We start from the raw sequence: 23,828 nt of genomic DNA on the forward strand, positions 1-23,828 counted from the left end.
GCCGAGAGGCAGAGCGGGACGCCCCGACGGTCCGGACGAGACCGTCGGGGCGTCCCTTTTTCCTTCCCCTTGGCCGCCCTCCCTGGCCGCGGGGAAAGTACGCCCCCTCTGCGGGATGGTCAGGGGCGTACGCCTTCTGCGACCGTCAGGAGCTCGTCGCGGAGCGCCGGGCCGACCAGCACCAGGATCCCGACGCCGGGCCGTTCCACCCACGCGATCTGGCGTCCCCGGTCGGGACGGTCGGTGGTGACGGCGGGGTGGCCGTGCACCCGGTCCTTGCCGGCCACCGGTGTCCCGCCGGCCGTCGGGGCGCCGTCGATGACGTCACCGGGTCCGGCCAGCCCGGATCCGCGGGTGATGTGCACTTCGACCCAGCCGTTCGTCCCGGACCAGCGGCAGTTCGTCGTGCGCCGCCCGCCCTTCTCCAGCTCGGCGCACGGGCGGAGGGCGCGCAGGCCCGAGGGCAGGTACGTCATCCAGCCCGGAGCCGGGCCGCCGTCGCCGGACGGGCCGTCCGGGCCGCCCTGCCCCGGCGGGTGCGAGAGGAGGGGGCGCGGCGACTCGGTGCCGCCGATGTCCCGGGACGGCACCGGGGCGGGCGCGCCCGAGGTGCGGGACGGCACCGGCTGCGGCATCGCCCGGCCCGGCTCGTCCGGGCCGCCGCGTCCCGCGGGGCCGTCCGAGGCGGCGGGTGTGCTCACCTGCCCGGCGCGGAAGCTCTGGTAGCCCGGGATGATCGCCACCGCGACGACGGCCGCCGCGCCGACCCCGAGCGCCACGCGGATCCGCGCGACGCGGCGGCGGTACCGTCCGCGCACGTCCCCGGCGAGCGTCGCCGGGGCCGACGCGTCCGCCACATGCTCGACCATGGCGGCCCGCAGTTCGTCTTCCAGGTCCATCGTCAGCCCCCCATGAGCGTCAGGCTGCCGCCGAGGCGCTGGCGGAGCCGGGCCAGTCCTCGGGACGCCTGGCTCTTCACCGTGCCGACCGAGCAGCCGAGCATCTCCGCGGTCTCCATTTCCGACAGGTCCTCCCAGTAGCGCAGTACGAGCACGGCCCGCTGCCGCGGCCCCAGCCTGCGCAGCTCGTCCATCAGCGCCCCGCGCAGTTCGAGGGCGTGGTTCTCCGGGTCCGCCGGGACCTCCGGCGGCCTGGCCATGTGGATCTCCCGCAGCACCTTCCAGCGCCGCGCCCGGCTGATCATCAGGTTGACCAGGATCCGGCGGACGTACGGTTCGGGGTCGGACTCGGGGTCGAGCCGCCCCCAGTGCCGGTAGGCCTTCTCCAGCGCGGTCTGGAGAACGTCCTCGGCGTCCTGTCTGGACCCGCACATGAGAACGGCGGTCCGCATCAGCGCGGTTCCGCGTTCCGCCACGAACTCCACGAACGATTGGTCATCTCGACGCCCCACGGTGCTCCGTCCGGCTCGGCACTCATGCAGTTGTCACCGGGGCGGACGGCCCCTCGCGCCTGAGGGCCGTCCGTCCCCGGGAGCATCAGGCGGGCAGCCTCAGCTTGGACGTGACGTCCTGGAGGTGGCCGGCGAGGGCCGGGCTGCCGTTGACGTAGACGGCACTGCCGTCGGAGCCGAGCATCAGGACGCCGTCGCCCTTGGGGGTCTGCCAGGCGACCGCTCCGCCCACCGTGGTCCTGCGGGCGCCGGAGGCGAGTCGCACGGCCTGCCGGAGCTGGGCCGGGGTCGCCTTCGGGGTGGCCTTCAGCCGCTCGACGGTCAGCCACTGGCCGTTGCCCGCGGTCCACTTCTGGGTGGTGACGCAGATCTGCCGGGGGCCGACCGTCCTGGCCGCGGTGCCCGCGGCGCTGAAGCGCAGGCCGCGGGGCAGGGTGAAGGCCTTCTCGGCCGCGCTGCCGATCACGACCGCGGGCGGCAGCTTGTCGCAGGACGCCGTCGGCTTCGCCGGAACGGACGGGACCGACGGGACGCGCGAGGCGGGCAGGTTCGACGGAGCCGGCGAGGGCTTGCCCGCCGGCGCGACGCCGGTGGTCTTGGCGCAGGGAGGCGTCCCGGGCTCGGCGCGCGTGCCGGCCTTGCCCGGCGCGGCGGGCGCGACGTTGGTGGGGACCTTCGCACCGTCGGGCAGCTTGGCTCCGTCGGGCAGCTTGGCGCCCTCGCGAAGCTTCGCACCGTCCGGCAGCTTCGCACCGTCCGGCAGCTTCGCACCGTCGGGGACCTTGACGCCGCTCGGGAGCTTGACGCCCTCGCGGAGCTTGGCGCCATCGGGCAGCGTGCGGCCGTCCGGGAGCTTGGCACCGTTCCGCAGCGCGGTGCCGTCGGGGAGCTTGGCGCCCTTGGGCAGGTCGCCGGCCTTCGGCAGCGTGGACGGGCTCGGCAGGCAGGACGGGCGCGTCGCCGCGGCGGCGGCCGGCTTCCCCGCCCCCGGCGCGTCGGGCAGCTGGGAGGCGTCCGAACGGAGGCCGGCCTCGGGCTGGGCGACCGAGGCGTAGGTGGCACCGCCGACACCGACCGTGCCCACGGCCGACGCGACGATCAGGGCGGCCTTTAGCGAAATCATCCTGTATCCCTTCATGCCCCTGTATTTCTCTTGCGCCCCTCACATACGCGCGACCCCCTCGGGGGGTTGCATGGGTTCCAGAAAAATTTTCCGGGCGGGTGCCCGCACGTCCCCGCGGCGGGGCGACGGCGGCGGCGACCAGTGCCGACATGGTCGATACGTGCCATGAGTGATGACTCATGCGGATGATCTGGGACTCCCACGGGACCTTCCGCGCGACACGGGGGGCCGGATCGGGCAGCATTACGTCATGGAGGCCCGTACCGTTGGTGACCGCCCGATTTCCGAACTCCCCAAGGCCCACCTGCACCTGCACTTCACCGGCTCGATGCGGCACACCACTCTGGTGGAGCTGGCGGCCGAGCACGGCGTGCACCTGCCGGACGCGCTGGTGGAGGACTGGCCGCCCCGGTTGCGGGCGACCGACGAGCGCGGCTGGTTCCGGTTCCAGCGGCTGTACGACATCGCCCGGTCGGTGCTCCAGACGCCGGACGACCTGCGCAGGCTGCTGCGCGAGACCGCCGAGGACGAGGCGGCCGAGGGGTCGGGCTGGCTGGAGATCCAGGTGGATCCGAGCGGGTACGCGGCGCGCTTCGGCGGGCTGACGCCGACCGTGGAGCTGGTCCTGGACGCGGCCCGCGAGGCCGGCGCGGCGGCCGGGGTGGGGATCGGGGTGGTGATCGCGGCCAACCGGATCAGGCATCCCCTCGACGCCAAGACGCTGGCCCGGCTGGCGGTGCGGTACGCCGGGCGGGGCGTGGTCGGGTTCGGGCTGTCCAACGACGAGCGCCGGGGACGGGCCTACGACTTCGAGGGGGCGTTCCGGATCGCCCGGCACGGCGGCCTGCTGTCGGATCCGCACGGTGGCGAGCTGCTCGGTCCGGCGAGCGTCCGGGAGTGCCTGGAGACGCTGAAGGCCGACCGGATCGGGCACGGCGTGCGGGCGGTGGAGGACCCCCGGCTGCTGGAGAGCATCGTCGAGCGGGGCGTGACGCTGGAGGTGTGCCCGGCGTCCAACGTGAGCCTCGGGGTGGCGGCGACGGCGGCGGACGTCCCCGTCCGGACGCTCTACGAGGCGGGGGCCTCCATCGCGCTCGGCGCCGACGACCCGCTGCTGTTCGGTTCGCGGCTGGCCCGCCAGTACGAGCTGGTCCGCGCCGAACACGGGTTCGCCGACGCCGAGCTGGCCGAGCTGGCCCGGCAGTCGATCAACGGTTCGGCCGCCCCGGACGACGTCCGCAAACGCCTGCTGACCGGCGTCGACACCTGGTTGGACTGACCGGCCGGCCGTCCGGACGGGCGGGCGGCCCGGCCGGACGGTGGTCGACCGGCCGGGCTCCCGGCGGGGGCGGGCGACCGGCCCGGCGGCGCCCGCCCGGCCGGCGGTTCAGCTCGCGGACGTCCGCGCGGCCTCGGCGGGACGGGGGCCGGCCTCGGCCGCACCGCCGCCCTCGGCCGCACCGTCCGCCTTGGCCGCACCGTCCGCCTTGGCCGCACCGTCCGACTTGGCCGCCCCGGCCTGCTCGGACGGGAGGCCCTTGGGGATGAACGCCGCCGCCACGACTCCGGCGGCGAGGACCGCCACGCCGAGCCCCATCGCCGGGCGCAGGCCGTCGACGAACGCGCCGGGGTCGCCGAGGTCGCCGTTGCCGGCGAAGACCGCGCCGAGCACCGCGACCCCGAGGACCGTGCCGAGCTGGCGCAGCATGTTGCCCACCCCGGACGCGACCCCGGTCAGCTCCGGCGGGGCGAAGCCGAGCGTCATCCGGGCGACCGGCGCGAAGAACAGGCCCATCCCGATCCCGGCGAGCACGAACCCGGGGACGAACGCGGCGTAGGTGGTGGCCGGGGCCAGGACCACGAGCATCCAGCCGAGCCCCACCGTCTGCAACAGCAGCGCGGCGGCCAGGACCGCGCGCCCGCCGAACCGGGTGATCAGCGGCGCGGTGAGCGGGCCGACCAGGATCGGCATCCCGGTCCAGGGCAGCGTGCGGATCCCGGCCTCCAGCGGCGTCATCTGCTGGCTGCCCTGGAGGAACTGGATCAGCAGGAAGGTGGAGCCGAACATGGCGAACGTCATCAGCAGCGAGATCACGTTGACGAGGCTGAAGCCGCGGCTGCGGAACAGCCGCATCGGCAGCATCGGCCGGGTGGTGCGCAGCTCGTGCGCGACGAAGGCCACCAGCAGGACGGCGCCGCCGGCGAGCGAGCCGAGGACCTGACCGCTGGTCCAGCCGTGCTCGTTCCCGCGCACCAGGCCGAGCACGATGCCGAGCAGCCCACCGGTCACCAGCAGGGTTCCGAGGATGTCGAGGCGCTTGGCGGTGCCCCGGCTCTCGGTCAGGAAGCGGGGGGCCAGGGCGACCAGCACCACGCCGATCGGCACGTTCAGCCAGAAGATCCACTGCCAGCTCGTGTACTGGGTGACCGCGCCGCCGACCACCGGGCCGAGGGCGACGCCGAGCCCGCTCATGACGCTCCAGGCCGCGATGGCCACGCCGCGCTTGGCGGGCGGCACGGCGCCGGCGAGGAGTGTCAGGGTGAGCGGGGTGACCACCGCGCCGCCCACGCCCTGGACGGCGCGGGCCGCGATCAGGACGCCGATGCCGGGGGCGAGCGCGGCGGCGGCGGAGGCGAGCGTGAAGAGCGCGAGCCCGGCGGTGAACAGCCGGCGCCGCCCGTACCGCTCGGCGACCGCCGACGCGGGGAGCAGCAGGACGGCGAACGTGAGGGTGTAGGCGTTGACCGTCCACCCCAGCCCTTCCAGGCCGGTGCCGAGGTCGGTGCGGATGGACGGCAGCGCGTTGGTGACGATCAGGTTGTCCAGGGCCACCATGAACAGGGCCACCCCGGTGACGATGAACGTCCGGAGTGCTGGGTGCCGCATACTCTTCTCCAAAATTAGTTATCAGTCACTAACTTGAGTGGGCAAAAAAATAGGATCAGCCGGTACTCCCCTCAAGGCCCTCCCCGCCATCACCCTCTGCGGTGCCGGCGCCCTCGGCCCACCTGCCGAGCGACTCGGGAAGGTCGTCCCCCCATGCGTGGGGCACGTCGAACGCGGTGAGCACGTTCAGCAGCATGCCGACCGAGGCGAACCGCATGACCTCCTGCCGGCCCTCGCCCGACAGCTCCCCCACCGTCCGCAACAGCCGCGCCCACCGGTCATGGCCAACCCGCCGGACGTCGCCGTCGCTCAGCGCCGCCGCGTAGATCTGGAGCTGGAACTGGAGGAGGGTGGTGTCGCCGTGCAGGAGCTTGCGGTAGCGGGCCCCCATCGCGGTCATCGCCTCGCCCCCGTACAGCCCGCCGGCCGCGTCGCGCATCTCGCCCTCGATGTCGTCGAAGCAGCGCTCGGCGGCGGCGAGGAACAGGGCCCGCTTGGACGGGAACAGGCGGAACAGGTACGGCTGCGACACCCCCACCCGCTCGGCGATGGCGCTGGTCGAGGTGCCCTCGTAGCCGCCGCGCGCGAACTCGGCGATGGCGGCGCGGATCGTCAGCTCGCGACGATCGGCGGCGCTCATCCTGGGGCTCATGGCAGCCAAGTTAGTGCTCAATCACTAACCAGGTCAACCCGTCCGGGACGGACGCACCGGAGAAGGTCAGAGGTGCACGCCGACCAGGACTGGCTCGTTCACCATCTCCACGCCGAACGCCTCGCGGACGCCCTCGCGGACCTCACGGGCCAGCGCGAGCAGGTCGGCGGTGCGTCCGCCGCCGGGGTTGGTGAGCGCCAGGGTGTGCTTGGTGGAGATCCGCGCCGGCCCCGTCCCGTGCCCCTTGGCGAACCCGGCGCGGTCGATCAGCCAGGCGGCGGAGGTCTTGGTGCGCGGCGTCCCGTCCGGAGCGGGGCTCTCGGCGTACCGCGGGAACGCGGCGTCCGGCCCGAACCGTCCGGCGACGCGGCGCTCCAGGTCGGCGAGCTGCGCGGGATCCAGGATCGGGTTGGTGAAGAACGATCCGGCGCTGCGGGTGTCGGGGTCGGCCGGGTCGAGCACCATCCCCTTGCCGCGGCGCAGCTCCAGCACCGCGTCCCGGACCTCCTTGAGCGGCGCCCGCGCGCCGGGCTCCACACCCAGCTTGCGCGCCAGCTCGGCATAGGCGACCGGCTGCGACTCGTCGGACTCGCGGAGCGCGTACGTCACGTCCAGCACGACGTACCGGTCGGAGCCCTTGAAGGCGCTGTGCCGGTAGGTGAACCGGCAGGCGGCGTGATCGAGCGTGACGACCTTGCGGGTCTCACGGTCGTAGCCGCGCACCTGGACGATCGTCTCGCTGACGTCCTGCCCGTACGCGCCGACGTTCTGGATGGGCGTGGCGCCCACGCGGCCGGGGATGCCCGACAGGCACTCGATCCCGGCGAGCCCGTCCGCCACGCAGCGGGCGACGAACGGCTCCCACTCCTCACCGGCCTGGGCCCGGACGAGCAGCCGCCCGTTCTCGCCGGGCACGCTCTCGGTGCCGCGCGTGCCGACGTGCACGACCGTGCCGGGGAAACCGTCGTCCGACACCACCAGATTGCTGCCGCCGCCGAGCACCAGCGTCCGCTCGCCGGCGTCGTCGGCGGCGCGCACCGCGGCGACCAGCTCCGCCTCGGTGGTCGCCTCGACGAAGCGGCGGGCGGGACCGCCCAGCCGCAACGTGGTGTATCCGGACAGCTTCACCTCTTCAGCGAACACCGCCACGTCGTCTTTCCCTCCCGTACGTCCGCGTCCGCGTGGGCCGGGCGAGAAACACCCCGGCCCACGCGGACGGAAACAGAACGTGCGTCCAACCCAACCGGACGGCCGGCCCGCGGTGCGGACGACCCGCCGGAACGCCCCGGGCCGGGACCCGGGCCCGGCTCCGAGCCGGTGGGTCAGGCGAGCTGGACCACGGCCTTGGCGCGGGTGAGGACCTTCTGGTCGCTGGACCGGGCGGTGAGCGCCACGACGACCTTGCCGCCGTCGAGCTTCTCCTCCACCTTGCCGCTGATCTCCAGCGTCGCGCCGCCCTCGTCGGGCACCACGACCGGCGAGGAGAACCGTACCCCGTAGTCGACCACGGCGCCCGGGTCGCCGACCCAGTCGGTGACGAACCGGCCGCCCTGCGCCATGGTGAACATGCCGTGCGCGATCACGTCCGGCAGCCCCACCGACCTGGCGACCCGCTCGCGCCAGTGGATCGGGTTGAAGTCGCCGGACGCGCCGGCGTACTTGACCAGGTCGGCCCGGTCGACCGGGTAGCTGCGCGCGGCGATCTCGGTGCCGACCTCGACGTCGGTGTACTGCACCTTGGCGGTCATCAGGCCCCCCGCTCGACGATGGTGTTGTGGCTCTTGCAGATCGGCTCGCCCTCGACCGTCGCGACCTCGGTGACGATGACCAGCTTCTCGTTCTTGCCGATCGACTTGATGTCGGTGATCGTCGAGGTGCAGACCACCACGTCGCCGGCGCGCAGCGGGCGGGTGTACTCGAAGCGCTGCTCGCCGTGCACCACCATCGCGTAGTTCAGCCCGAGCTCGGGGTCGGCGAGGCCGGCGCCGCCGAGCGAGACCACGATGGGGAAGGTCGGCGGGGCGATCACGTCGGGGTGGCCGGCGGCCTTGGCCGCCTCCTGGTCCCGGTAGATCGGGTTCTGGTCGCCGATCGCGTCCGCGAATTCCCGGATCTTCACCCGGCTGACCTCGTACGGATCGCTCGGCGGAAAGCTCCGCCCGATGAAATCACGGTTGAGTGCCATGCAGTCCGTCCCTCCACGTCGAACAGGGGCTTCCGAGAGCCCGCCTGCCCGTGTGCCCGCGCCCAAGCACGTCTTTCTCGGTCTGGACGGACGGTAACAGAACGACGTTCAGCCCGCCCTCGCGGGTCGGTGCGAGGACGGGCTGCGGAAACGTCGGGCCGGCGGGCCGGGATCCGGCCACCGGGACCGCGGCGGGCGGCGAGCCTCCTGCCCGGCGCCGGGGCGCTGCGGGCGGCGCGTCGCCGCCGGTGCCGAGCGGCCGGTCTCCCGGCCGCCGGTGCCGCGGATCAGCAGGTCAGCGGGTCTCCCGGTGCGCGCGGTGCGTCCGGCAGTTGGGGCAGTACTTCTTGATCTCCAGGCGGTCCGGGTCGTTGCGCCGGTTCTTCCGCGTGATGTAGTTGCGGTGCTTGCACTCCTGGCAGGCCAGCGTGATCTTCGGCCGTACGTCGGTGGCAGCCACGATGGAGTGCCTTTCTGAGCTGGGGATATGGACTTACGTACCTCGGCCGCCCCGAAGAGCGGCCGGCGATTCGACCCGACGCTCCCGGCCTCCGGGTGGAGGCGGGAGGTCTGGGTAGTAGCGAGGGCCGGACTTGAACCGGCGACACAGCGATTATGAGCCGCTTGCTCTGCCTGACTGAGCTACCCCGCCGTGATGGTCGGTGTGGACCGGATTGCAAGGATACCGGAAGTCCACCGATCCCTGGGAACACGAGAACCCGGGCTTTGAGGCAGGGCCTCGGTTCCGGATGGTCTGACGCGGACCGGTCATCAGGTTACCGCCTGTGCCGATGACCTGCGAATCGTCCCGCTGGAACCGGAGGGACGCTATCACAGCGTGCGGTAAGGAACGAAATCAGGACAGCGGCTCGAGACCCCCGTGCCCACCGGGCCCACTGTGACGGCCGGGCCGAGCCGCGCTGAGCAGCCGATCCGGCGGCCGGGCCGCCGACCGGGGCCGGGTCGGTGCCCGGACATGACAGAGGCCGTCTCCCGATCAATTCGGGTGACGGCCTCTGTTCTGCTGAGCCCCTTTACGGAATCGAACCGTAGACCTTCTCCTTACCATGGAGACGCTCTGCCGACTGAGCTAAAGGGGCTTGCTCCGCTCGTGCAGTGAAACCATACACGGCTCCGACAGCACATGCGAAATCGTTTCGCCGCCGTCGCCGCCCGTCCCCGTCCCGCCCCCTGACCTCCCGCGCACGAGGCACCGCGCGGGGCGGCGGAGCCCCTCGGATCTGCGTCGGTTCTCCCGATCCGCCCCCCTATGCCAGGGTGATCGTCATGAGTGCGGCATTCCAGCGGGCCTGCGACGAGCTCGTCCAAGCGGCGATGGTCGAGGACCAGGCTTTCAGCGACCTCCTGCCCCAACTCATGCAGGCGTCCGAGACCGCCTCCCCCGCCGAGAAGACCGCGGCGATGCCGCGGTTGGCCGAGGGCCTCGCCGAAGCGCCGCCCAACCTCGGCGGCTGGCTCGCGGTGATCGGCGGCTCCTGGATCGAGCACGGCGCCGAGATCGGCCCGTTCGGCGACGCCCTCGTCGAGCGGCTCATCATGGTCACCGCGGCGGCGCTGGCGTTCGGGAACGCCTGGCAGGAGGCCACCGGCGGCAAGCCACCGGACATGGAGGACGACCGGCCGTCCCGGCAGGCCGTCGACACCGTCGGCCCCAAGCTCCAGGACGGCGCCGTCAGCGCGATGATGTCGTGGTTCACGCTGCCGCAGTTCGCGATGTCGGCCTGCACCGTTCTGTCCAGGTCGCCGCGGGTGCGCAGCGCGCTCACCGACCGCGACTTCCACGTCTTCGCCGCCGGGCAGGCCGCCGAGCACCTCCCCCAGATGGGGTTCGTCCGCGACCTGCTGCGCGTCCTGGACGGCGAGCGCCTCCTGGTCCTCGACCGGCGGACCCGGCAGGGCTGGACGGTCACCATCGGCGGCATCGGCGACAACTTCCAGTTGCACACCCTCCTCGCCGGCGCCCTCGTCGGACGCCCCGGCGGCCTGCCCGGCAAGCCCCCGGCGCCGGAGATCATCTCCTGCTTCCTGGACGCCGAGACGCCGCCCGACAGGCCGATCGTCAGCAGCCCGTGGAACCTGGTCGACGCCAACGGCGAATGGATCTACAACGAGGGCGTGCCGGCCGACATCCCCGCCGTCAACGGCACCCGCGTCGTCGTCCTCGACCCGCCGTCCTACGAGCGGACGTTCCCGGCGGGGCGGCGGTTCCCGATGATGCCCGCGACGCTCACCGTCGACGGCATGCACCTCGCCAAGGACCTCGACGGCTGGTGGTCGCACATCACCGACCCGAAGTGATCGGCTCCGACCCGCACGGCAGGGCCGCGGAACGGGGTCGGCGCACCCCCGCACTCAGAACCTGACCATCACCGCGGTGGCGTCGTCGTACCGTTTGCCCCGCTCCCCCGCCTGCTCCTCAGCCGCCTCGGCCTCCCGCGTCCGCCGGATGACCTCGGCGGGACCGTCCCGGTCGAGCAGATCCAGCAGATCCGGCCACCCCAGTACGGCGAAGCGCTCGACCAACCGTGACGCGCCGTCGCTCAGTACGGCCGCCCGCCGTACCTCCTTCAGCGGCAGCGCCCCGCCCAGAGCCTCGTACGCCGCCTCCGGCCGCGTGCTCGCCACCCAGAAACCGCCCGGACTGTTCCGCGCGGCCCGGACGGCCTCCACCGTGTAGGACGGCAGGCGATCCACCCGTCCGTCCCGCAGGACGAGCACCTCACCCGTGTCCACCAGCACCGGCGAATCCGCGAGGACCAGCCAGTCGAGCGCGTCGCCACGCCGTCTCAGCATCGCCACTGTGGCGGAGGGGCTGTCGGGGTTGTCCAGGTCGCACGTCCCCGCATGCGCCGCGCAGACCATCTCGATCGCCCCGGCGAGCAGCTCGGACAACGGCTCCCCGCCCTCGCCCGCCCCCGCAGCCCCTGCGGCCAGCCGTCCCGCCAGCGCCCCGCCCAGCCTGCGGACGAGCCAGGCCGGATCGTGGCGGCATCCGGAGTCCACCCCCGGACGCGCCGTCGCCCCGTCCAGCACGACCACCCAGTCCGGGCCCGCCACGACGAAGTCCTCGTTCACGCGTCCGGGAGTCGCCTCACTCGCATAGTCCACACGCACGTTGCAGGCCTACCCGTCCAGAAGAGCCGTCCCGACTACAGAACCACGCCGCACCCCAGGCACGACAACAGAACGACCTCGAACCTCAAGAAGCCCGTCCGCTTTGGAATCGGGAGACATATCGCCGCTGCCAGCGCGTCTCCACGGCGCGCGACTCGTAATTCGCCCGGACATAGGCGACCGCTTCACGATCGGCCACCCCGTCCAGCACGGCGATGCACGCCAGCGCCGTACCGGTTCGCCCACGCCCGCCGCCGCAGGCGACCTCGACCCGTTCGGTCTCGGCCCGCGTCCAAGCCTCGCGCAGCGCCTCCTGGGCGTCTTCACGATCGGACGGCAGCCGGAAGTCGGGCCAGCGAAGCCAGCGGGACTTCCAGTCAACGGAAGGCGGCTCATGCCCCAGCAAATACAGCCCGAATGTGGGCACCGGCCCTTCCGGAAGGGGGTGCCTTAGTCCCCTACCGCGAATGAGCCGGCCTGAGGGCAGTCGCAGTACCCCCGTCATCGCAGGCTCCCAAGCAGTGTTCACGGAGTGAACATAGCGACGCCCCCTCAGCGGCGACAGCCCGTATTCACGTCCTCTTCACCTGACCTGGGAGATCAGCCATTTTGCCTTGAGCGAACACTCCCCTCATGCCCCAGCCCTCCAGCCCCAGATCGGCGAAGCAGTGCGCGCACGAGTGGAATCGGGCGACTATCGCAATGAGAGAGCCGGGCTGCCCGGCGTCGACCCGTGGCTGGGCTGAGGGCTGCCTTCCGCTGATAGGCAGCTAGTCAGGGAAGGTTGCCAGCGGCCGGCAAAAGCTGTTGATGGATCGGAATCTGGTGGGCACGCTGAAGAACATGGATGCAGCTGACTTCTATACCGGCATCGTCGCGGAGTGCTACGCCCCATTGAGGTCCTTCGCCCCCACCCCCGACCCATATGAGGCCTTCGTACGCGAGGTGGGCGCGCCGGCCCTGGAACTGGGCTGCGGAGACGGCGACCCGCTCCTGGCTCTGCGCCGGCGCGGTCTGGACGTCGAGGGCGTCGACTCCTCCGCGGACATGCTGGAGCGCTGCCGCCGTCGTGCGGCCCAGGAAGGTATCGCCGTCACAGTCCACCGGCAGCGGATGGAGACGCTCAGCCTGCCCCGCCGGTTCCGAGCAGTCTTTCTGGCAGGACCGACTTTCAACCTGCTACCGGACGACGACACGGCCCAGGCCGCCCTCCGTCGTATCCGCAGCCACCTGGTCGACGGCGGTGCCGCGTTGATCCCGCTCCACGTCCCGGCACCGACCCCAGCCGGCCGGATCGGCCAAGTCCGCACCGTCACCGCCGCTGATGGTGCCGAGTTGCGGTTCTCCGTGGTGTCGGAGAACCGCGACGAAACCGCGCGGACACAGACCTCCATGCTGCGCTACGAACGTCTCCATGACGGTGAATGCAGCGTCGTTGAGCGTCCCTGGCTACTGCACTGGTTTTCCCGCTCTGGATTCGAGAGGCTCGCTGCGGAAGCTGGACTTATCACGGTGTCGGTGTCCGATGCAGACGGCAACATCGTCGACGACGACGCCTCCTTCTCAGTATTTCGACTTCACGCTGCCCCCGCTGGCTGAAGCTGTCACGCCGGCCAGCCCGACAGGGGGACTGGAGTTTGCACGGTGACGTAGTGGAGCCGTCCAATGGGGGCGTGCACCCCCCTCCGCGGCTTGCGAGTCGCGGCGCTGTACGCGGTGGGCCTGCCGCGGCCCCGGCCGGCTCGTGGGGACTAGCCGACGGTCAGGCGGTACCGGCCGGTCGCGCAGCCGGTCAGCCGCCAGCCGCCCGGGACCTGGCGGACGGTCAGGCCGGAGACGTTCTCCCCGTCCGGCATCGGACGGGCGTCGCCGGGCACCCAGACATCCAGGTCGCAGCCTCCTCGGGCCGCTTCACCGGTGAGGCGGAGCGTGCGGGCGGTAGGGGTGGAAAGCGAGCGCAGGCGTCCGGGCACGGCTCGCGGGTAGGCGCGGGAGAGTTCCTCGACGGCCACGGGATCGCGCGGAAGGTCCTTGCCGGTGGCGCAGTCCACCTTGTTGAAGCCGTTCCCGATCGGGCCGATCCCGTTCTGCGGGTCGCCGCAGGCCTGCTTCCACACCCAGAACGCGCCGCCGATGCGGTGGGCGTCCTCCTGCTCGGAGTAGCGGCGCACCTTGGCCCGCACGGTCGCGGCGTCGCCCCAGAAGCCCCATTCGCCGCTCCACACCGGAATGTCCTTCGCCGTCCGGGCCGCCAGCGTGAAGCCGTGCTCGATCGTGGTGACGGGCGGCAAGCCGAGCGAGGCGTCCATGGTGATCGACTCGCCGTAGAGGTGCGGGGCGAACACCAGGTTCGGGTCGTTCCGGAACGAGCCGCGCGGCAGCGCGTCGAAGCCGGTCCCCGACCAGAAGATGCTCGGTTCGAAGAAGAACAGGTGCGGACGGGATTCGCGGGCGCGGATCTCCCTGAGCACGCGGTCATAGAAGCGGCCGAGCAGGAGCGTCGAGGTGATGGGGGCCTGTTCGCCGAAACCCGGCTCGTTGAGCGGGTCGTACCCGGCGATGGACGGGTCGCCCCCGTAGCGGGCGGCGAGCATGCCCCAGGTCTTCACCAGGCGGGCCTGGACGCCGTCGCGGTCGTAGTAGAAGTTCGTGAACGCCCGGTCGCCCGCCGGGGAGATGTCGCGGCCGGTGAACTGGCAGCGCGGCGCGCCGTCGGCGCGGGTGGCCCACGCGGGCGCGCCGTCGTAGCCGTCCATCGGCGAGGTCCCTGGCGGGCAGGACGCGCCGGGCGGGGTCGGCTGGTTGTTCCAGCCGTCCTGGTGCAGGTCGAGCACGGTGTAGAGGCCGTGCTCGCGGGCCCAGCCGATGGCCTGATCGGCGCGGGCCAGGTAGCCCTGGTCATACCGGCCGGGCGACGGCTCGATCTTCGACCAGGACAGCGCGAGGCGGACGACGTTGAAGCCGAGCCCGGCCATCTGCCGGTAGTCGTCCTCGGTGAGGGGGCGCGTCGCCGGGACGCCGGGGCGCGGCGCGTGGAAGTCGACGAGTTGGTTGACGTTGACTCCGCGCAGCAGCACCTGCCGTCCCGCCGCGTCGACGATCCGTGGCCGGTCGCCGCGCACGGCACTGAGCGGCAGTACGTCGCCGGTGGTTCGCCCCGCGGGTGCGGTCGTCGCGGCGGACGACCCGGTCGCCGCGACGACCGCACCAACCGCGAGCACCGTCCATGCCGTTGCCGCCGCGAGCAGCCGTGGCGGCGGGACCGCGCCCATGGCGTGCTCGCGGCGGGACAGGGCGAGCGCTGCGAGTCCGGCGGCCCAGCCGAAAGCCGCGCCGAGCGAGACGCCTTCGGAGATGCGGAGGTAGAGGGCTGCGGGCGTCTGGAGTACGCTGCCGAACCCGTCCGCCAGGACGATCGCGGCCGTCTGGACGAGTCCGAGCGCCGCGCCCGCCCACAGGGTGGCGAGCCATCCGCCGAGGAACAGTCCCGTGCGGTTGCGGGCACGCCGCGCGAAGGTCGTCTGGGCACGCGTCAGCGCGACGAACAGCACGGCCAGTCCGGCGGCCAGGGCGAGCGGCCCGGCCTCCGGGGAAAGCGACGGCGCTCCGTCCGGCAGGTCGGCGGACCAGCGCGCGGCCACCCACGGGCCGGTGGCGGCCACCAGGGCCGTGACGCTCGCGGCCACCGGCCAGGCCGTCCCGGTCTCGACGGTCGCGTCGGACTCGACGGGCCGCCCCACCAGCGACGCGGCGGCCGGGAGCAGTGCCCAGAGCGCCGCCTTGGGCACGGTGAACGAGGTCGCCCAGAGCAGGTCGGCGGGATCGAGGTGCGGAGCCGTCGCCACCAGGCTCATGGCGAACTTCGCGACGAGCGCCGACAGCACGATCCCGGCCCACACGACGGCGAAGCGATCGCGCCGTCCCAGCCGACCGAACGAGCGCGCCGTCCAGGCCGTCCCGGCGAGCAGCAGCGGGACATACACCAGCAGCGGCGCGGCCTGCCACCGGGTGACGGGCAGGAAGTCCCCCGGGTCGCCGTAGAGCGCGAAGAACCCGACGGGATCGGCGACCGCCCCTATCACGATCAGAAGCGCGAGAACTCCGGTGACGTACACGCGTCGAAATTACATGAATATGCTTCACGTTAGCTAGATGTGCACCCAGGGAGATCAGCCGGTCGTTGACGGGAGCGACTCCGTCCGGGCAGGGATCCCGCGTCCACGCAGGTAGGCGCGGAGGGTGGGCGTCGTCGGGCCGAACCGGTCGGGTCACACCCATGGCCGGGGAGACCGGTTGCGGCCCCCACCTGGTCGGCCCCATGCTGGCGGCCATGCTGATCAGAGAGGCGACGCCGCACGATTGGCCCGGGATGTGGGCGTTCATGGAGGGCATCGTGCGGGCCGGTGAGACGTTCTCATGGAATCGGGACACCACCGATTCCCAGGCCAGGCAGATGTGGTTCCCAGAGCCGCCAGGCCGCACCTTCGTCGCCGTGGACGAGGACGGAACCGTCCTGGGCACGGCGAACAGCGTCCGCAATCACAGTGGCGGCGCCGCACACATCTCCAGCGCGAGCTTCATGGTCGATCCGGCCCACTCCGGCCGCGGCGTCGGCCGGGCGCTCGGCGAGCATGTCCTGGGGCAGGCACGCAAGGACGGCTTCCACGCGATGCAGTTCAACGCCGTCGTGGAGTCCAACACCCGGGCGGTGGCGCTATGGAGGTCACTCGGATTCGAAGTGATGACCACCCTCCCGGCAGGCTTCCACCACCCGGTTCACGGCTACGTCGGGCTGCACATCATGTACCGGCGGCTTTGAGTCACCGGCACATGGAGCAGGTCCCGCCTTCTGGTCTCGGCGATCCAGACACGGGCGCCGCTGGGCGGCAGTCGCAGATCACGTGGCGGATCGCGCAGCGCGAGAAGTGGACGTGCCCGAAGCACCGGGCGTCCCCCATGGGGCGGTAACTCGCAGAAGATCGCGGGGATTCCCGCACGACGCCGAGGGCGGCGAGCGTATCGAGGTCGTTGCGGTGGAACGGGCGGGGGCGATCTGCGGGTCTGTCACAGGCTCGTCCGGGAGGTCGGCCACCTGTCTGCCATCCACTCCCCCCAGTCGGCGAACCCCTGCGGTGGGGTCGGGTTGTAGCGTCCCGCGAGTTCCGCGTCGTCCGGCTCCTGGAACATTCCATCCCACTCGTCGAGGTCTGCTTGGCTGATCGGCCACGTCTGCTCGGGCGTGTCACGCCAGCGTCCCGTGACGCGCTCGACCTGGGTTGCACGATCGATGGGGAGGTAGACCGTGTGAACGTCCGCGCCGAGCGACGCGGCGAGCCAGCAGAGGCCGGCCCGCTCATCGCGTCCCCAGAAGCCGAAGTCGAGGATCACCGACCCGCCCGCGCGCAACACCTCCGTCGCGGTCCACACCAGGCGTCCCTCTACAACGTCTCGCTTCCCGTCGGCCTCGGCGTCACCGAACAGCGGCCCCATCCACTCGTCCGGGCTGAACCGCACCGCACCGTGCACCTCCGCCAACTCCCGCGCGAGGGTCGTCTTCCCCGCTCCCGGGAGCCCCACAATAAGAAACAGATCGGCCACGCCCGCAGTGTATTAGCCCATTCAGGGCCCCCGTCGGGGCCGGTGCTGCCAGCCGGTGCCGTCGGAATAGCCCAGTACGTGTGGCCCATTCGAAGATGTTGCGCGGGCGTGGCCCGATGGGGCTGGCGATGGACCGGAGTTCTGGAACCATGGGACGGTCAATTTACAGGTCGTGTGAACATCTCGCGGAGGACTGGCGTCCAAGTCGAAACGCCTCCCGCCTCTTCTGGAGTTCACATGCCACCCAACCGTCCCGGACAGCTCATGGCGGCGACCGTCCTCCTGGGCGCAACCTGGTCGATCATGGCCTTCCTGCTCGCCTGGGTGACCTCGAACGCCTACGAGGTGGCCGGACTCGCTGACGAGATGTGGGCGGCGCATCCGGAGCTGGAGCGCCCCGGCGAGCCCGGAATCGGCAAACAGTACGGCGTCTATTGGGGCCTGCTCCTGCTCACGCTCTGCGTGTTGTTCTGGGCAATTCCGCGCGCGCTCGGCGGGCACCGGCCGGGACGCGTCGGACTATGGGTGATGGCCGCCGTCCTAGCGCTCGAACCTCTCCGGATCTGCGTCGTGGCCATCGTGAACGACGCCGCCGACGCAACGATGGTGTTCCTCGCCCTCATCGGTATCGGCGCCTCGAGTGTGGCGGCCATCCTGATGATGCTCCCTCCCGTGAACGCCTACCTCCGCGGCAACCATCAGCCGAACCCGCACAGTCAGGACAGCATCAGCTTGGATTACCATTTGGGAAATGACTGATCGTCTATGCAGACCGCGCATGCCCGTCTGCTCATTCGAAGGAGAGAAATGACCGCGATGTCAACGGACGGACATACGGACTGATCCGACCGCATCGGTGACCGTTCGGGAATCTACGGATCAGAAGGTTGGGGCTGAAATCCCTCCGGCTGCACCAGCTCTCAGGCCCCTCGCGATCGCCGCAAGGGGCCTTCTTGTTTCACCGCACCCTTCAGAGCCCTGTCGAACCTGCCGGTCGCCCCCGAGAAGACCCGGAGGCCCTGTTCGCCTGCGGCAGCCTCAGGCTCTTCACCTTGATCGACCGCGTTCCCGATCACGAGCAGGCAGCGCGAGGTGATCGCTGTGCCCGCCGGCTCCGACCTTCCGATGAGCGACTGATCATGTTTGCGATGCTTCGCTGCCGGTGCCGTCACTGCCTTCGAGGGGTGGAGGGTCGTCAGGGAACCGGACGGGGGCGCGGTAGCGGCTTCGGTAGACACGGGCGACAGTGCCGGTCCAAGGGGAGAGCCTTGCACCAGGGGGCAGGTCAGGGGGCATTGCTGACGGATTCGTCATGATGCTCTCGTAGTAGGCGAGGCCCTTCGCGACGATCCATAGGGCGACATCGTCGACGAAGTCCTCAGTGCGAGGAGGGATCAGGTACTTGGTGAACTCTTCAGTCTTCAAATCCGCGGCCGCCTCCTCGTACGTCCAGTAAAAATCGACCAGGGCAGACTCGGACATTTCAGCGATGAGGCGGTCTAGCTCATCGGGATCGCGGATTCCCAGCTCGATCAGACGCCAGAATCCCAGCCACTGCGATCCGCCTTCCTCCTGTTGGTGTTCCACGTTTCATCCTCCGGTTGATATGTGCACAACCCGTGGTCGCGCGGGGTGCGTGCTCCCTGGTGGACTCAGGCGTGCGGCGTAGCCGCTGTTCTTTCCCCACCTTCCTCCCCCCGGCCCGACGAGTCCTGTACCTATCGGCGGACGGGTTCTGTCAAGGATGGTGAAGCCATCACGTGGTGACGCCGTAGGGCGCCCTTGGCGGGTTCCGGCCGCCGCCATCCTCAACACGTCGAGTCGGGAGGAGCCCTGCGCCCTTCCACCCCAGCCGGCTACAACCCCCTGCATTGTTAATCAGCGTTGCCAAGGATGCTGCGGGCTTGCACACGGAAGTCTTTCACCGCCTGGCGCTACGTCGACGAGACGGTGACGCTGCTGTCGATCCGGTCTCCCGAACTCAGCCGGGCGCTGGTGAAGGCCAGAGGGACGGGCTGCTCTACCTGGTCCTGGACGGCACGCTGATCCCGATCGACCGGGTGAGGGCCGACGGGCCCTTCTACTCCGGCAAGCACAGGAAACACGGCATGAACCCGCAGGTCATCGCCTCTCCGGATGGGACGCTCGTGTGGATGTCGGGGCCACTGCCCGGCTCCGTCCACGACCTCAAGGCCGCCCGCATCTGGAGCTTGGTCCGCGAACCGGCCGCCTCCGGGATCCTGGTGCTGGCCGACAAGGGCTACATCGGCGCCGGCCCGCACGTCCAGACGCCCTACGGTGCTGCCCGCACCGGGCCGGTCACCTGGCCAAAGCCATCCACGTCCTCCAGAACCGCGAGCTCAACACATGTTGAAAAAGGGTCATTGGAACTTGTGGCCGATCAGTATCGTCGGCGTCCTTCTCTCTGTTGTCCTGCTGGTGTTCGCGTTGTACTGCCTCCTGATGACAGGCATCGGAGTCGAAGACGGTGGCTGGGCTTAGAGCCGTTCCCAGGGCCGTTCTTAGGGCCGCGCCGACCTCCGGCGGTTGCTCACCATTCGCGCAGGTCAGCTCGCGGGAAAACGGCTGTCGGGGCGCGTCGACATGTTTCCCCGCCCCCACATCGGGGACGGGGAACTGGTTGTTCGCCCCGTATGCCTGGCTGACCTTCTCTTGCCTCGCGGTGCGGGCCGAGGCGGCCTCAGACGAGGGATATCGCAGCGATAACGAATGGATATGAGCGGTCACTAGCGTCCCGATCATCGAGCGACAGAACGGGAGTCCAGATGAGAAAGTCCGGTATCGCCGCCCTTCGCGGCATGAGCTTCAAGACCAAGTCTGCTGCGGTGATGGGCATCGTAGCGGCGGGCGTCACGGTACTACCGGCGACCGCATTCGCAACCACGACAGCGCAGCCCGTAGAGGTAAAGGCGTCATGCCGCGGTGGGGCAGAAGCTAATTGGCTGATCCCCGACGGTGAGGGCTCGTGGGCCGGCAAGGTCCAGTGGCACGACACCAACAATGACACCGGGGACGACCAAGACGACTTCCTCATCACCGACCGGGACTTGGATGGACAGTCCTCCTCCCTCTGGGTGAAGAACAACTACACCGGGAAGACCTACTACAAGCACGTCTATAGCGGTGAGGGCTATTGCATGGGCATAGGAAGCCTTCCCAACGGCAAGACGGCCAGCTGGAAAGCCTGCGGCTGGGACGACGGCAAGGCCCTCGAGTGCAAAACGGGCAAGGTCACCGAATAGAGGCCAGTCGCCGCACGGTCCCCGGCCGTGGTGGCGGTTGGAAACCCGACGGTCGCCTGCGCATCTGCGCTGACCCGTCGGCCTTCGACACCGACCTCCACGACTGCGCCGCGGTCCTCATCGACTGAACCGGCGATCGCGCGGGCCCAGCCTCCGGGCTGGATCCGCGCGATCTCGGCTGCCCTCTGGCCATCCCGGCCACCAGGACCGTCTTCGCGCAGCCGGAAACCCCCGCGCCACATCCCTACCTCGGGGCGTGGCACAACGCACGCGCCGCCGCATTCACTCCCGCGGAGGCCGCGTCGCCGCTCGCTGAGACGCCCTACGCCTTCCGGCATGCCGCCGTCTCCACCTGGCTCAGCGCGGAAATTCCACCCGCACAAGTGGCCGAGTGGGCCGGCCGCAGCGTGGCCGTACTCCTACGCGTCTACGCCAAGTGCATTGTTGGGCAGGCAGAGGAGGCCGAGCGCCGAATCTCCCAAGCAATCCAGGTCCACCAGACGCCGGAGGATCCTCCGCGGAGCACGGTCGACGAGGTCTAACGGGGCGCCAGACTTCAACCCGTATTCCACCCAGCCACCCAGTGCGCCCGCGGACGGCGAGAGGGTGTGACAGACCGTTCCGCGCGAGCGTGCCCCCCGGCCCAGCGGGTGGCTGGGGCACGAGACCCCCGCTTCACGGTCGCGCAACCGACGTGGTCGGGTACTCGGTACCTCTTCGTCCCGAACTATTCGGCGGGCTCTAGGCCGGCCCCTTTCCGCACTGGTCGGGACGTATGTTGGTTGGCGGTGTTCGGCAGTGTTGCTGTACTTCCGTTCTGTACAGCAGTCAGCCTTACCTACGGCGACGCCCATGCCGGAGGACGAGCTATCCCGCAGCCGCATCGGCCGCGGTCCGCACCGTCGTGGAGCGGGCGACCTGTTCCGGATTTTGGTCTATGACCCGGTGTCGGGCGTCTTGGACGTGTGGCCGCATCCTTGTTAGTTCGCTCCTGGCCTGTTCGTTGGCGGTATGTTCCGATCGTGGGTTGGGATAGTGAGGGTGTGCTGGCGGGCCGGTACCGGCGACTGGGGCAGATCGGGCAGGGTGGGATGGGCGCGGTGTGGCGCGCTCATGACGCCGACCTGGAACGCGAGGTGGCCATCAAGGAACTGCGGGTGCCCGAGCAGGTCACCGAGCAGGAACGGCGCGTATGGTACGCGCGGATGGGGCGGGAGGCCCGAGCCGCCGCCCGGCTGAGGCACCCGGGGATCGTCACCGTTTACGACCGGGTGACGGGCGAGGACGGCCGTCCGTGGATCGTGATGGAGCTGATCCACGGGCAGTCCCTGGAGCACTTGCTGACCGAGCAGGAAGCCCTACCTGAGCCGCAGGTCGCCGCAATCGGGTTGGCGATGTTGGAGGCGCTGTCGACCGCACATGCGCACCGGATCGTGCACCGCGATGTCAAACCGGCCAACGTGCTGCTGGAGGGCGATCGGATCGTCCTCACCGACTTCGGTATCGCCGCGGTGGAGGGCGATGCCACCCTCACCCGCCCGGGCGCGGTGCTGGGCACGCCCGCCTACATGTCCCCCGAACAGGTATCCGGCCGGGCCGTCAGTCCCGCCTCGGACCTGTGGTCACTCGCCGCGACCTTGTACGCGGCGGTGGAAGGCCGCCCGCCGTTCACCGCCCCCACACATGGGGCACTGTTCATCGCCATCGCCACCCAAGACCCCGCACCACCCGAATGCGGCGGGCCGCTCGCGCAGGTCCTGAACGGCCTGCTGCGCAAAGACCCCGCCGACCGGCTATCCGTCGGGCAGATCCGCGACCTGCTCACCGCCGTGACCGGCCCCGGCAGCAAGTCCGGCGCCCAGGCCCGGCGCGCTGACCAGCAACCCGCGCCACTCACCGACACCCTCAGCTACACCGACGGCCTGCCCCTCGTACGCGGCCCCGTACCCTTCCCAGATGACAAGGGGCTGTCCCAGCCAGCCCGTGCTGCCAAGGATTTGCCCGAGCAGGAGGCGGTCGCGATCCGCCGGGAGTTGGCCGAGGCCGACCCCGACCGCTACCGCCCCGACCTCGCCCAATCACTGCACAACCTCGGCAACACGCTGTGGAAGCTGAACCGTTTCGCCGAAGAACTGCCCGTGGAGCAGGAGGCAGTCGTCATCCGCCGGTGGTTGGCCGAGGCCGACCCCGGCCGCTACCGCCCCGACCTCGCCCTATCGCTGAGCAACCTCGGCTTCACGCTGGGGAAGTTGGACCGCCATGCCGAGGCGGCACCCGTGAGGCAGGAAGCGGTCGCCATCCGCCGGCGGTTGGCCGAGGCCGACCCCGACCGCTACCGCCCCAACCTCGCCCAATCACTGCACAACCTCGGCAACACGCTGTGGAAGCTGAACCGTTTCGCCGAAGAACTGCCCGTGGAGCAGGAGGCAGTCGTCATCCGCCGGGAGCTGGCCGAGGCCGACCCCGACCGCTACCGCCCCAACCTCGCCCAATCACTGAGCAACCTTGGCAGCACGCTGAAGAAGTTGGACCGCCATGCCGAGGCGGCACCCGTGAGACAGGAAGCGGTCGCTGAATACCGGGAGCTGGCCGAGGCCGACCCCGACCGCTACCGCCCCAACCTCGCCCTATCGCTGCACAACCTCGGCGACACGCTGTGGAAGCTGAACCGATTTACCGAAGAACTGCCCGTGGAGCAGGAGGCGGTCGTCATCCGCCGGCGATTGGCCGAGGCCGACCCCAACCGCTACCGCCCCGACCTCGCCCAATCACTGAGCAACCTTGGCAGCACGCTGGGGAGGCTGGACCGCCATGCCGAAGCGGCACCCGTGAGACAGGAAGCGGTCGCCATCCGCCGGCGATTGGCCGAGGCCGACCCCAACCGCTACCGCCCCGACCTCGCCCTATCGCTACACAACCTCGGCAGCACGCTGGGGAAGCTGGACCGCCATGCCGAAGCGGCACCCGTGGAGCAGGAGGCAGTCTCCATATACCGGCGGTTGGCCGAGGCCGACCCCAACCGCTACCGCCCCGACCTCGCCCTATCGCTACACAACCTCGGCTTCACGCTGGGGAAGCTGGACCGCCATGCCGAGGCGGCACCCGTGAAACAGGAAGCGGTCTCCATATACCGGCGGTTGGCCGAGGCCGACCCCAACCGCTACCGCCCCGACCTCGCCCAATCACTGCACAACCTCGGCTTCACGCTGGGGAAGCTGGACCGCCACGCCGAGGCGGCACCCGTGAAACAGGAAGCGGTCACGATCCGCCGGGAGCTGGGCCGAAGTTGACCCCGACCGCTACCGCCCGGTGCAGGCCGACCCGGACCGTAGGCCGGCTACGGCCGAGGCCGGAAGCGGCGCGGCAGCGATCGCCCCAGCCTTCGACTGCACCCCACCACCCACTGCGATCGTCACGGCCTCGACTCTCTCCAACGCTCTCCCACTTCTCCCCTGTCCTTGACGCACCAGCACGGCCGGGAAACTGCCGCAGCGTAGAGGCGGCCATTCCCGATGATGACTGCTCCCACCACTCAACGGTCGTCTGCACGATTGGACGGCCGAACGGTTCGCGA

The 23,828-nt window shown here is 70.6% G+C and carries 21 protein-coding genes, 2 tRNA genes and 1 pseudogene; 8 read left to right on the forward strand and 16 right to left on the reverse strand.

Annotated features, from left to right (window positions below; translation table 11 throughout):
* Window positions 1-119: 119 nt before the first annotated feature.
* The 3 genes from QP090_RS29575 to QP090_RS29585 form a co-directional block, all read right to left on the reverse strand.
* Entirely contained in the window at window positions 120-899 is a 780-nt protein-coding gene (locus QP090_RS29575) for a hypothetical protein (RefSeq protein ID WP_285942741.1), read from the reverse strand.
* A gap of 2 nt (window positions 900-901) precedes the next feature.
* Window positions 902-1,411, reverse strand: a complete 510-nt coding sequence (locus QP090_RS29580; protein ID WP_285942742.1) for a SigE family RNA polymerase sigma factor — start codon at window positions 1,409-1,411, stop codon at window positions 902-904.
* Window positions 1,412-1,496: 85 nt separating this feature from the next.
* Window positions 1,497-2,534, reverse strand: coding sequence for a collagen-like domain-containing protein (locus QP090_RS29585; protein WP_285942743.1), 1,038 nt, complete (start codon window positions 2,532-2,534; stop codon window positions 1,497-1,499).
* A gap of 250 nt (window positions 2,535-2,784) precedes the next feature.
* Here QP090_RS29585 and QP090_RS29590 point away from each other — a divergent pair, with 250 nt between their 5' ends.
* The gene (locus tag QP090_RS29590; RefSeq protein ID WP_285942744.1) at window positions 2,785-3,813 is read left to right on the forward strand and encodes an adenosine deaminase; all 1,029 of its coding nucleotides are present in this window, start codon (window positions 2,785-2,787) and stop codon (window positions 3,811-3,813) included.
* Window positions 3,814-3,921: 108 nt separating this feature from the next.
* Here QP090_RS29590 and QP090_RS29595 read toward each other — a convergent pair whose 3' ends face one another.
* The 8 genes from QP090_RS29595 to QP090_RS29630 form a co-directional block, all read right to left on the reverse strand.
* Window positions 3,922-5,421 (reverse strand): DHA2 family efflux MFS transporter permease subunit, encoded by a 1,500-nt coding sequence (locus QP090_RS29595; RefSeq protein ID WP_285942745.1) that lies wholly within the window; start codon window positions 5,419-5,421, stop codon window positions 3,922-3,924.
* A 55-nt stretch (window positions 5,422-5,476) separates the two neighbouring features.
* On the reverse strand, window positions 5,477-6,073 hold the full coding sequence (locus tag QP090_RS29600) for a TetR/AcrR family transcriptional regulator (protein WP_285942746.1): 597 nt from the start codon (window positions 6,071-6,073) through the stop codon (window positions 5,477-5,479).
* Window positions 6,074-6,139: 66 nt separating this feature from the next.
* Window positions 6,140-7,222 (reverse strand): UDP-N-acetylmuramate dehydrogenase, encoded by a 1,083-nt coding sequence (locus QP090_RS29605; RefSeq protein ID WP_285942747.1) that lies wholly within the window; start codon window positions 7,220-7,222, stop codon window positions 6,140-6,142.
* A gap of 173 nt (window positions 7,223-7,395) precedes the next feature.
* Window positions 7,396-7,821 (reverse strand): MaoC family dehydratase, encoded by a 426-nt coding sequence (locus QP090_RS29610; RefSeq protein WP_285942748.1) that lies wholly within the window; start codon window positions 7,819-7,821, stop codon window positions 7,396-7,398.
* Complete coding sequence (locus QP090_RS29615) at window positions 7,821-8,258, reverse strand: MaoC family dehydratase N-terminal domain-containing protein (RefSeq protein WP_285942749.1); 438 nt, start codon at window positions 8,256-8,258, stop codon at window positions 7,821-7,823. Before QP090_RS29615 ends, QP090_RS29610 begins: the two co-directional genes overlap by 1 nt.
* 295 nt (window positions 8,259-8,553) lie before the next feature.
* Complete coding sequence (gene rpmG / locus QP090_RS29620; protein WP_067812252.1) at window positions 8,554-8,718, reverse strand: 50S ribosomal protein L33; 165 nt, start codon at window positions 8,716-8,718, stop codon at window positions 8,554-8,556.
* 118 nt (window positions 8,719-8,836) lie between these two features.
* Window positions 8,837-8,910 (reverse strand) — tRNA-Met (locus QP090_RS29625).
* A gap of 375 nt (window positions 8,911-9,285) precedes the next feature.
* Window positions 9,286-9,358: transfer RNA gene (locus QP090_RS29630), tRNA-Thr, on the reverse strand.
* 187 nt (window positions 9,359-9,545) lie between these two features.
* Between QP090_RS29630 and QP090_RS29635 the strand changes: the two genes are divergently transcribed.
* A complete protein-coding gene (locus tag QP090_RS29635) occupies window positions 9,546-10,577 on the forward strand; it encodes a hypothetical protein (protein WP_285942751.1) in 1,032 nt (343 codons plus the stop codon).
* Between the two features lie 54 nt (window positions 10,578-10,631).
* On the opposite strand, the gene QP090_RS29640 is transcribed toward QP090_RS29635, so the two are convergent.
* Both QP090_RS29640 and QP090_RS29645 read right to left on the reverse strand, forming a co-directional pair.
* Complete coding sequence (locus tag QP090_RS29640; protein ID WP_285942752.1) at window positions 10,632-11,354, reverse strand: protein phosphatase 2C domain-containing protein; 723 nt, start codon at window positions 11,352-11,354, stop codon at window positions 10,632-10,634.
* Between the two features lie 124 nt (window positions 11,355-11,478).
* Window positions 11,479-11,898 (reverse strand): protein-tyrosine phosphatase family protein, encoded by a 420-nt coding sequence (locus QP090_RS29645; RefSeq protein WP_285942753.1) that lies wholly within the window; start codon window positions 11,896-11,898, stop codon window positions 11,479-11,481.
* A gap of 320 nt (window positions 11,899-12,218) precedes the next feature.
* On the opposite strand from QP090_RS29645, the gene QP090_RS29650 reads away from it, so the two are divergent.
* Window positions 12,219-12,992: a class I SAM-dependent methyltransferase gene (locus tag QP090_RS29650; protein ID WP_285942754.1), complete on the forward strand. Its 774-nt coding sequence runs from the start codon at window positions 12,219-12,221 to the stop codon at window positions 12,990-12,992.
* Window positions 12,993-13,144: 152 nt separating this feature from the next.
* Here the strand turns inward: QP090_RS29650 and QP090_RS29655 are convergent, their stop codons facing one another.
* Window positions 13,145-15,508, reverse strand: coding sequence for a cellulase family glycosylhydrolase (locus tag QP090_RS29655; protein ID WP_285942755.1), 2,364 nt, complete (start codon window positions 15,506-15,508; stop codon window positions 13,145-13,147).
* A gap of 161 nt (window positions 15,509-15,669) precedes the next feature.
* Between QP090_RS29655 and QP090_RS29660 the strand changes: the two genes are divergently transcribed.
* Window positions 15,670-16,212 (forward strand): GNAT family N-acetyltransferase, encoded by a 543-nt coding sequence (locus QP090_RS29660; RefSeq protein ID WP_285942756.1) that lies wholly within the window; start codon window positions 15,670-15,672, stop codon window positions 16,210-16,212.
* A 245-nt stretch (window positions 16,213-16,457) separates the two neighbouring features.
* Here QP090_RS29660 and QP090_RS29665 read toward each other — a convergent pair whose 3' ends face one another.
* Entirely contained in the window at window positions 16,458-16,991 is a 534-nt protein-coding gene (locus QP090_RS29665) for a P-loop nucleotide/nucleoside kinase family protein (RefSeq protein ID WP_285942757.1), read from the reverse strand.
* A gap of 264 nt (window positions 16,992-17,255) precedes the next feature.
* Between QP090_RS29665 and QP090_RS29670 the strand changes: the two genes are divergently transcribed.
* The gene (locus tag QP090_RS29670) at window positions 17,256-17,750 is read left to right on the forward strand and encodes a hypothetical protein (protein WP_285942758.1); all 495 of its coding nucleotides are present in this window, start codon (window positions 17,256-17,258) and stop codon (window positions 17,748-17,750) included.
* Window positions 17,751-18,128: 378 nt separating this feature from the next.
* Here QP090_RS29670 and QP090_RS29675 read toward each other — a convergent pair whose 3' ends face one another.
* A complete protein-coding gene (locus tag QP090_RS29675; RefSeq protein WP_285942760.1) occupies window positions 18,129-18,578 on the reverse strand; it encodes a DUF4240 domain-containing protein in 450 nt (149 codons plus the stop codon).
* 336 nt (window positions 18,579-18,914) lie between these two features.
* Between QP090_RS29675 and QP090_RS29680 the strand changes: the two are divergent.
* The 3 genes and pseudogenes from QP090_RS29680 to QP090_RS29690 form a co-directional block, all read left to right on the forward strand.
* Window positions 18,915-19,365: pseudogene (locus QP090_RS29680) on the forward strand (transposase family protein); the annotation flags it as partial.
* A gap of 445 nt (window positions 19,366-19,810) precedes the next feature.
* Window positions 19,811-20,254, forward strand: a complete 444-nt coding sequence (locus tag QP090_RS29685) for a hypothetical protein (RefSeq protein WP_285942761.1) — start codon at window positions 19,811-19,813, stop codon at window positions 20,252-20,254.
* A gap of 1,043 nt (window positions 20,255-21,297) precedes the next feature.
* A complete protein-coding gene (locus QP090_RS29690; RefSeq protein WP_285942762.1) occupies window positions 21,298-23,544 on the forward strand; it encodes a tetratricopeptide repeat protein in 2,247 nt (748 codons plus the stop codon).
* The last annotated feature ends 284 nt before the right edge of the window (window positions 23,545-23,828 follow it).

The organism is Actinomadura xylanilytica (assembly GCF_030283145.1).
In the GTDB taxonomy this organism is placed as follows: Bacteria; Actinomycetota; Actinomycetes; order Streptosporangiales; family Streptosporangiaceae; genus Spirillospora; species Spirillospora xylanilytica.

Bases quoted from the DNA above. Each gene is read 5' to 3' on its own strand.
- QP090_RS29600 (WP_285942746.1), bottom strand. From the start codon at position 6,073: ATGAGCCCCAGGATGAGCGCCGCCGATCGTCGCGAGCTGACGATCCGC.
- QP090_RS29645 (WP_285942753.1), bottom strand. From the start codon at position 11,898: ATGACGGGGGTACTGCGACTGCCCTCAGGCCGGCTCATTCGCGGTAGG.
- QP090_RS29660 (WP_285942756.1), top strand. From the start codon at position 15,670: ATGGCCGGGGAGACCGGTTGCGGCCCCCACCTGGTCGGCCCCATGCTG.
- QP090_RS29585 (WP_285942743.1), bottom strand. From the start codon at position 2,534: ATGATTTCGCTAAAGGCCGCCCTGATCGTCGCGTCGGCCGTGGGCACG.
- QP090_RS29635 (WP_285942751.1), top strand. From the start codon at position 9,546: ATGAGTGCGGCATTCCAGCGGGCCTGCGACGAGCTCGTCCAAGCGGCG.
- QP090_RS29590 (WP_285942744.1), top strand. From the start codon at position 2,785: ATGGAGGCCCGTACCGTTGGTGACCGCCCGATTTCCGAACTCCCCAAG.
- QP090_RS29615 (WP_285942749.1), bottom strand. From the start codon at position 8,258: ATGGCACTCAACCGTGATTTCATCGGGCGGAGCTTTCCGCCGAGCGAT.
- QP090_RS29575 (WP_285942741.1), bottom strand. From the start codon at position 899: ATGGACCTGGAAGACGAACTGCGGGCCGCCATGGTCGAGCATGTGGCG.
- QP090_RS29670 (WP_285942758.1), top strand. From the start codon at position 17,256: ATGGCGGCGACCGTCCTCCTGGGCGCAACCTGGTCGATCATGGCCTTC.
- QP090_RS29610 (WP_285942748.1), bottom strand. From the start codon at position 7,821: ATGACCGCCAAGGTGCAGTACACCGACGTCGAGGTCGGCACCGAGATC.
- QP090_RS29595 (WP_285942745.1), bottom strand. From the start codon at position 5,421: ATGCGGCACCCAGCACTCCGGACGTTCATCGTCACCGGGGTGGCCCTG.
- QP090_RS29685 (WP_285942761.1), top strand. From the start codon at position 19,811: ATGAGCTTCAAGACCAAGTCTGCTGCGGTGATGGGCATCGTAGCGGCG.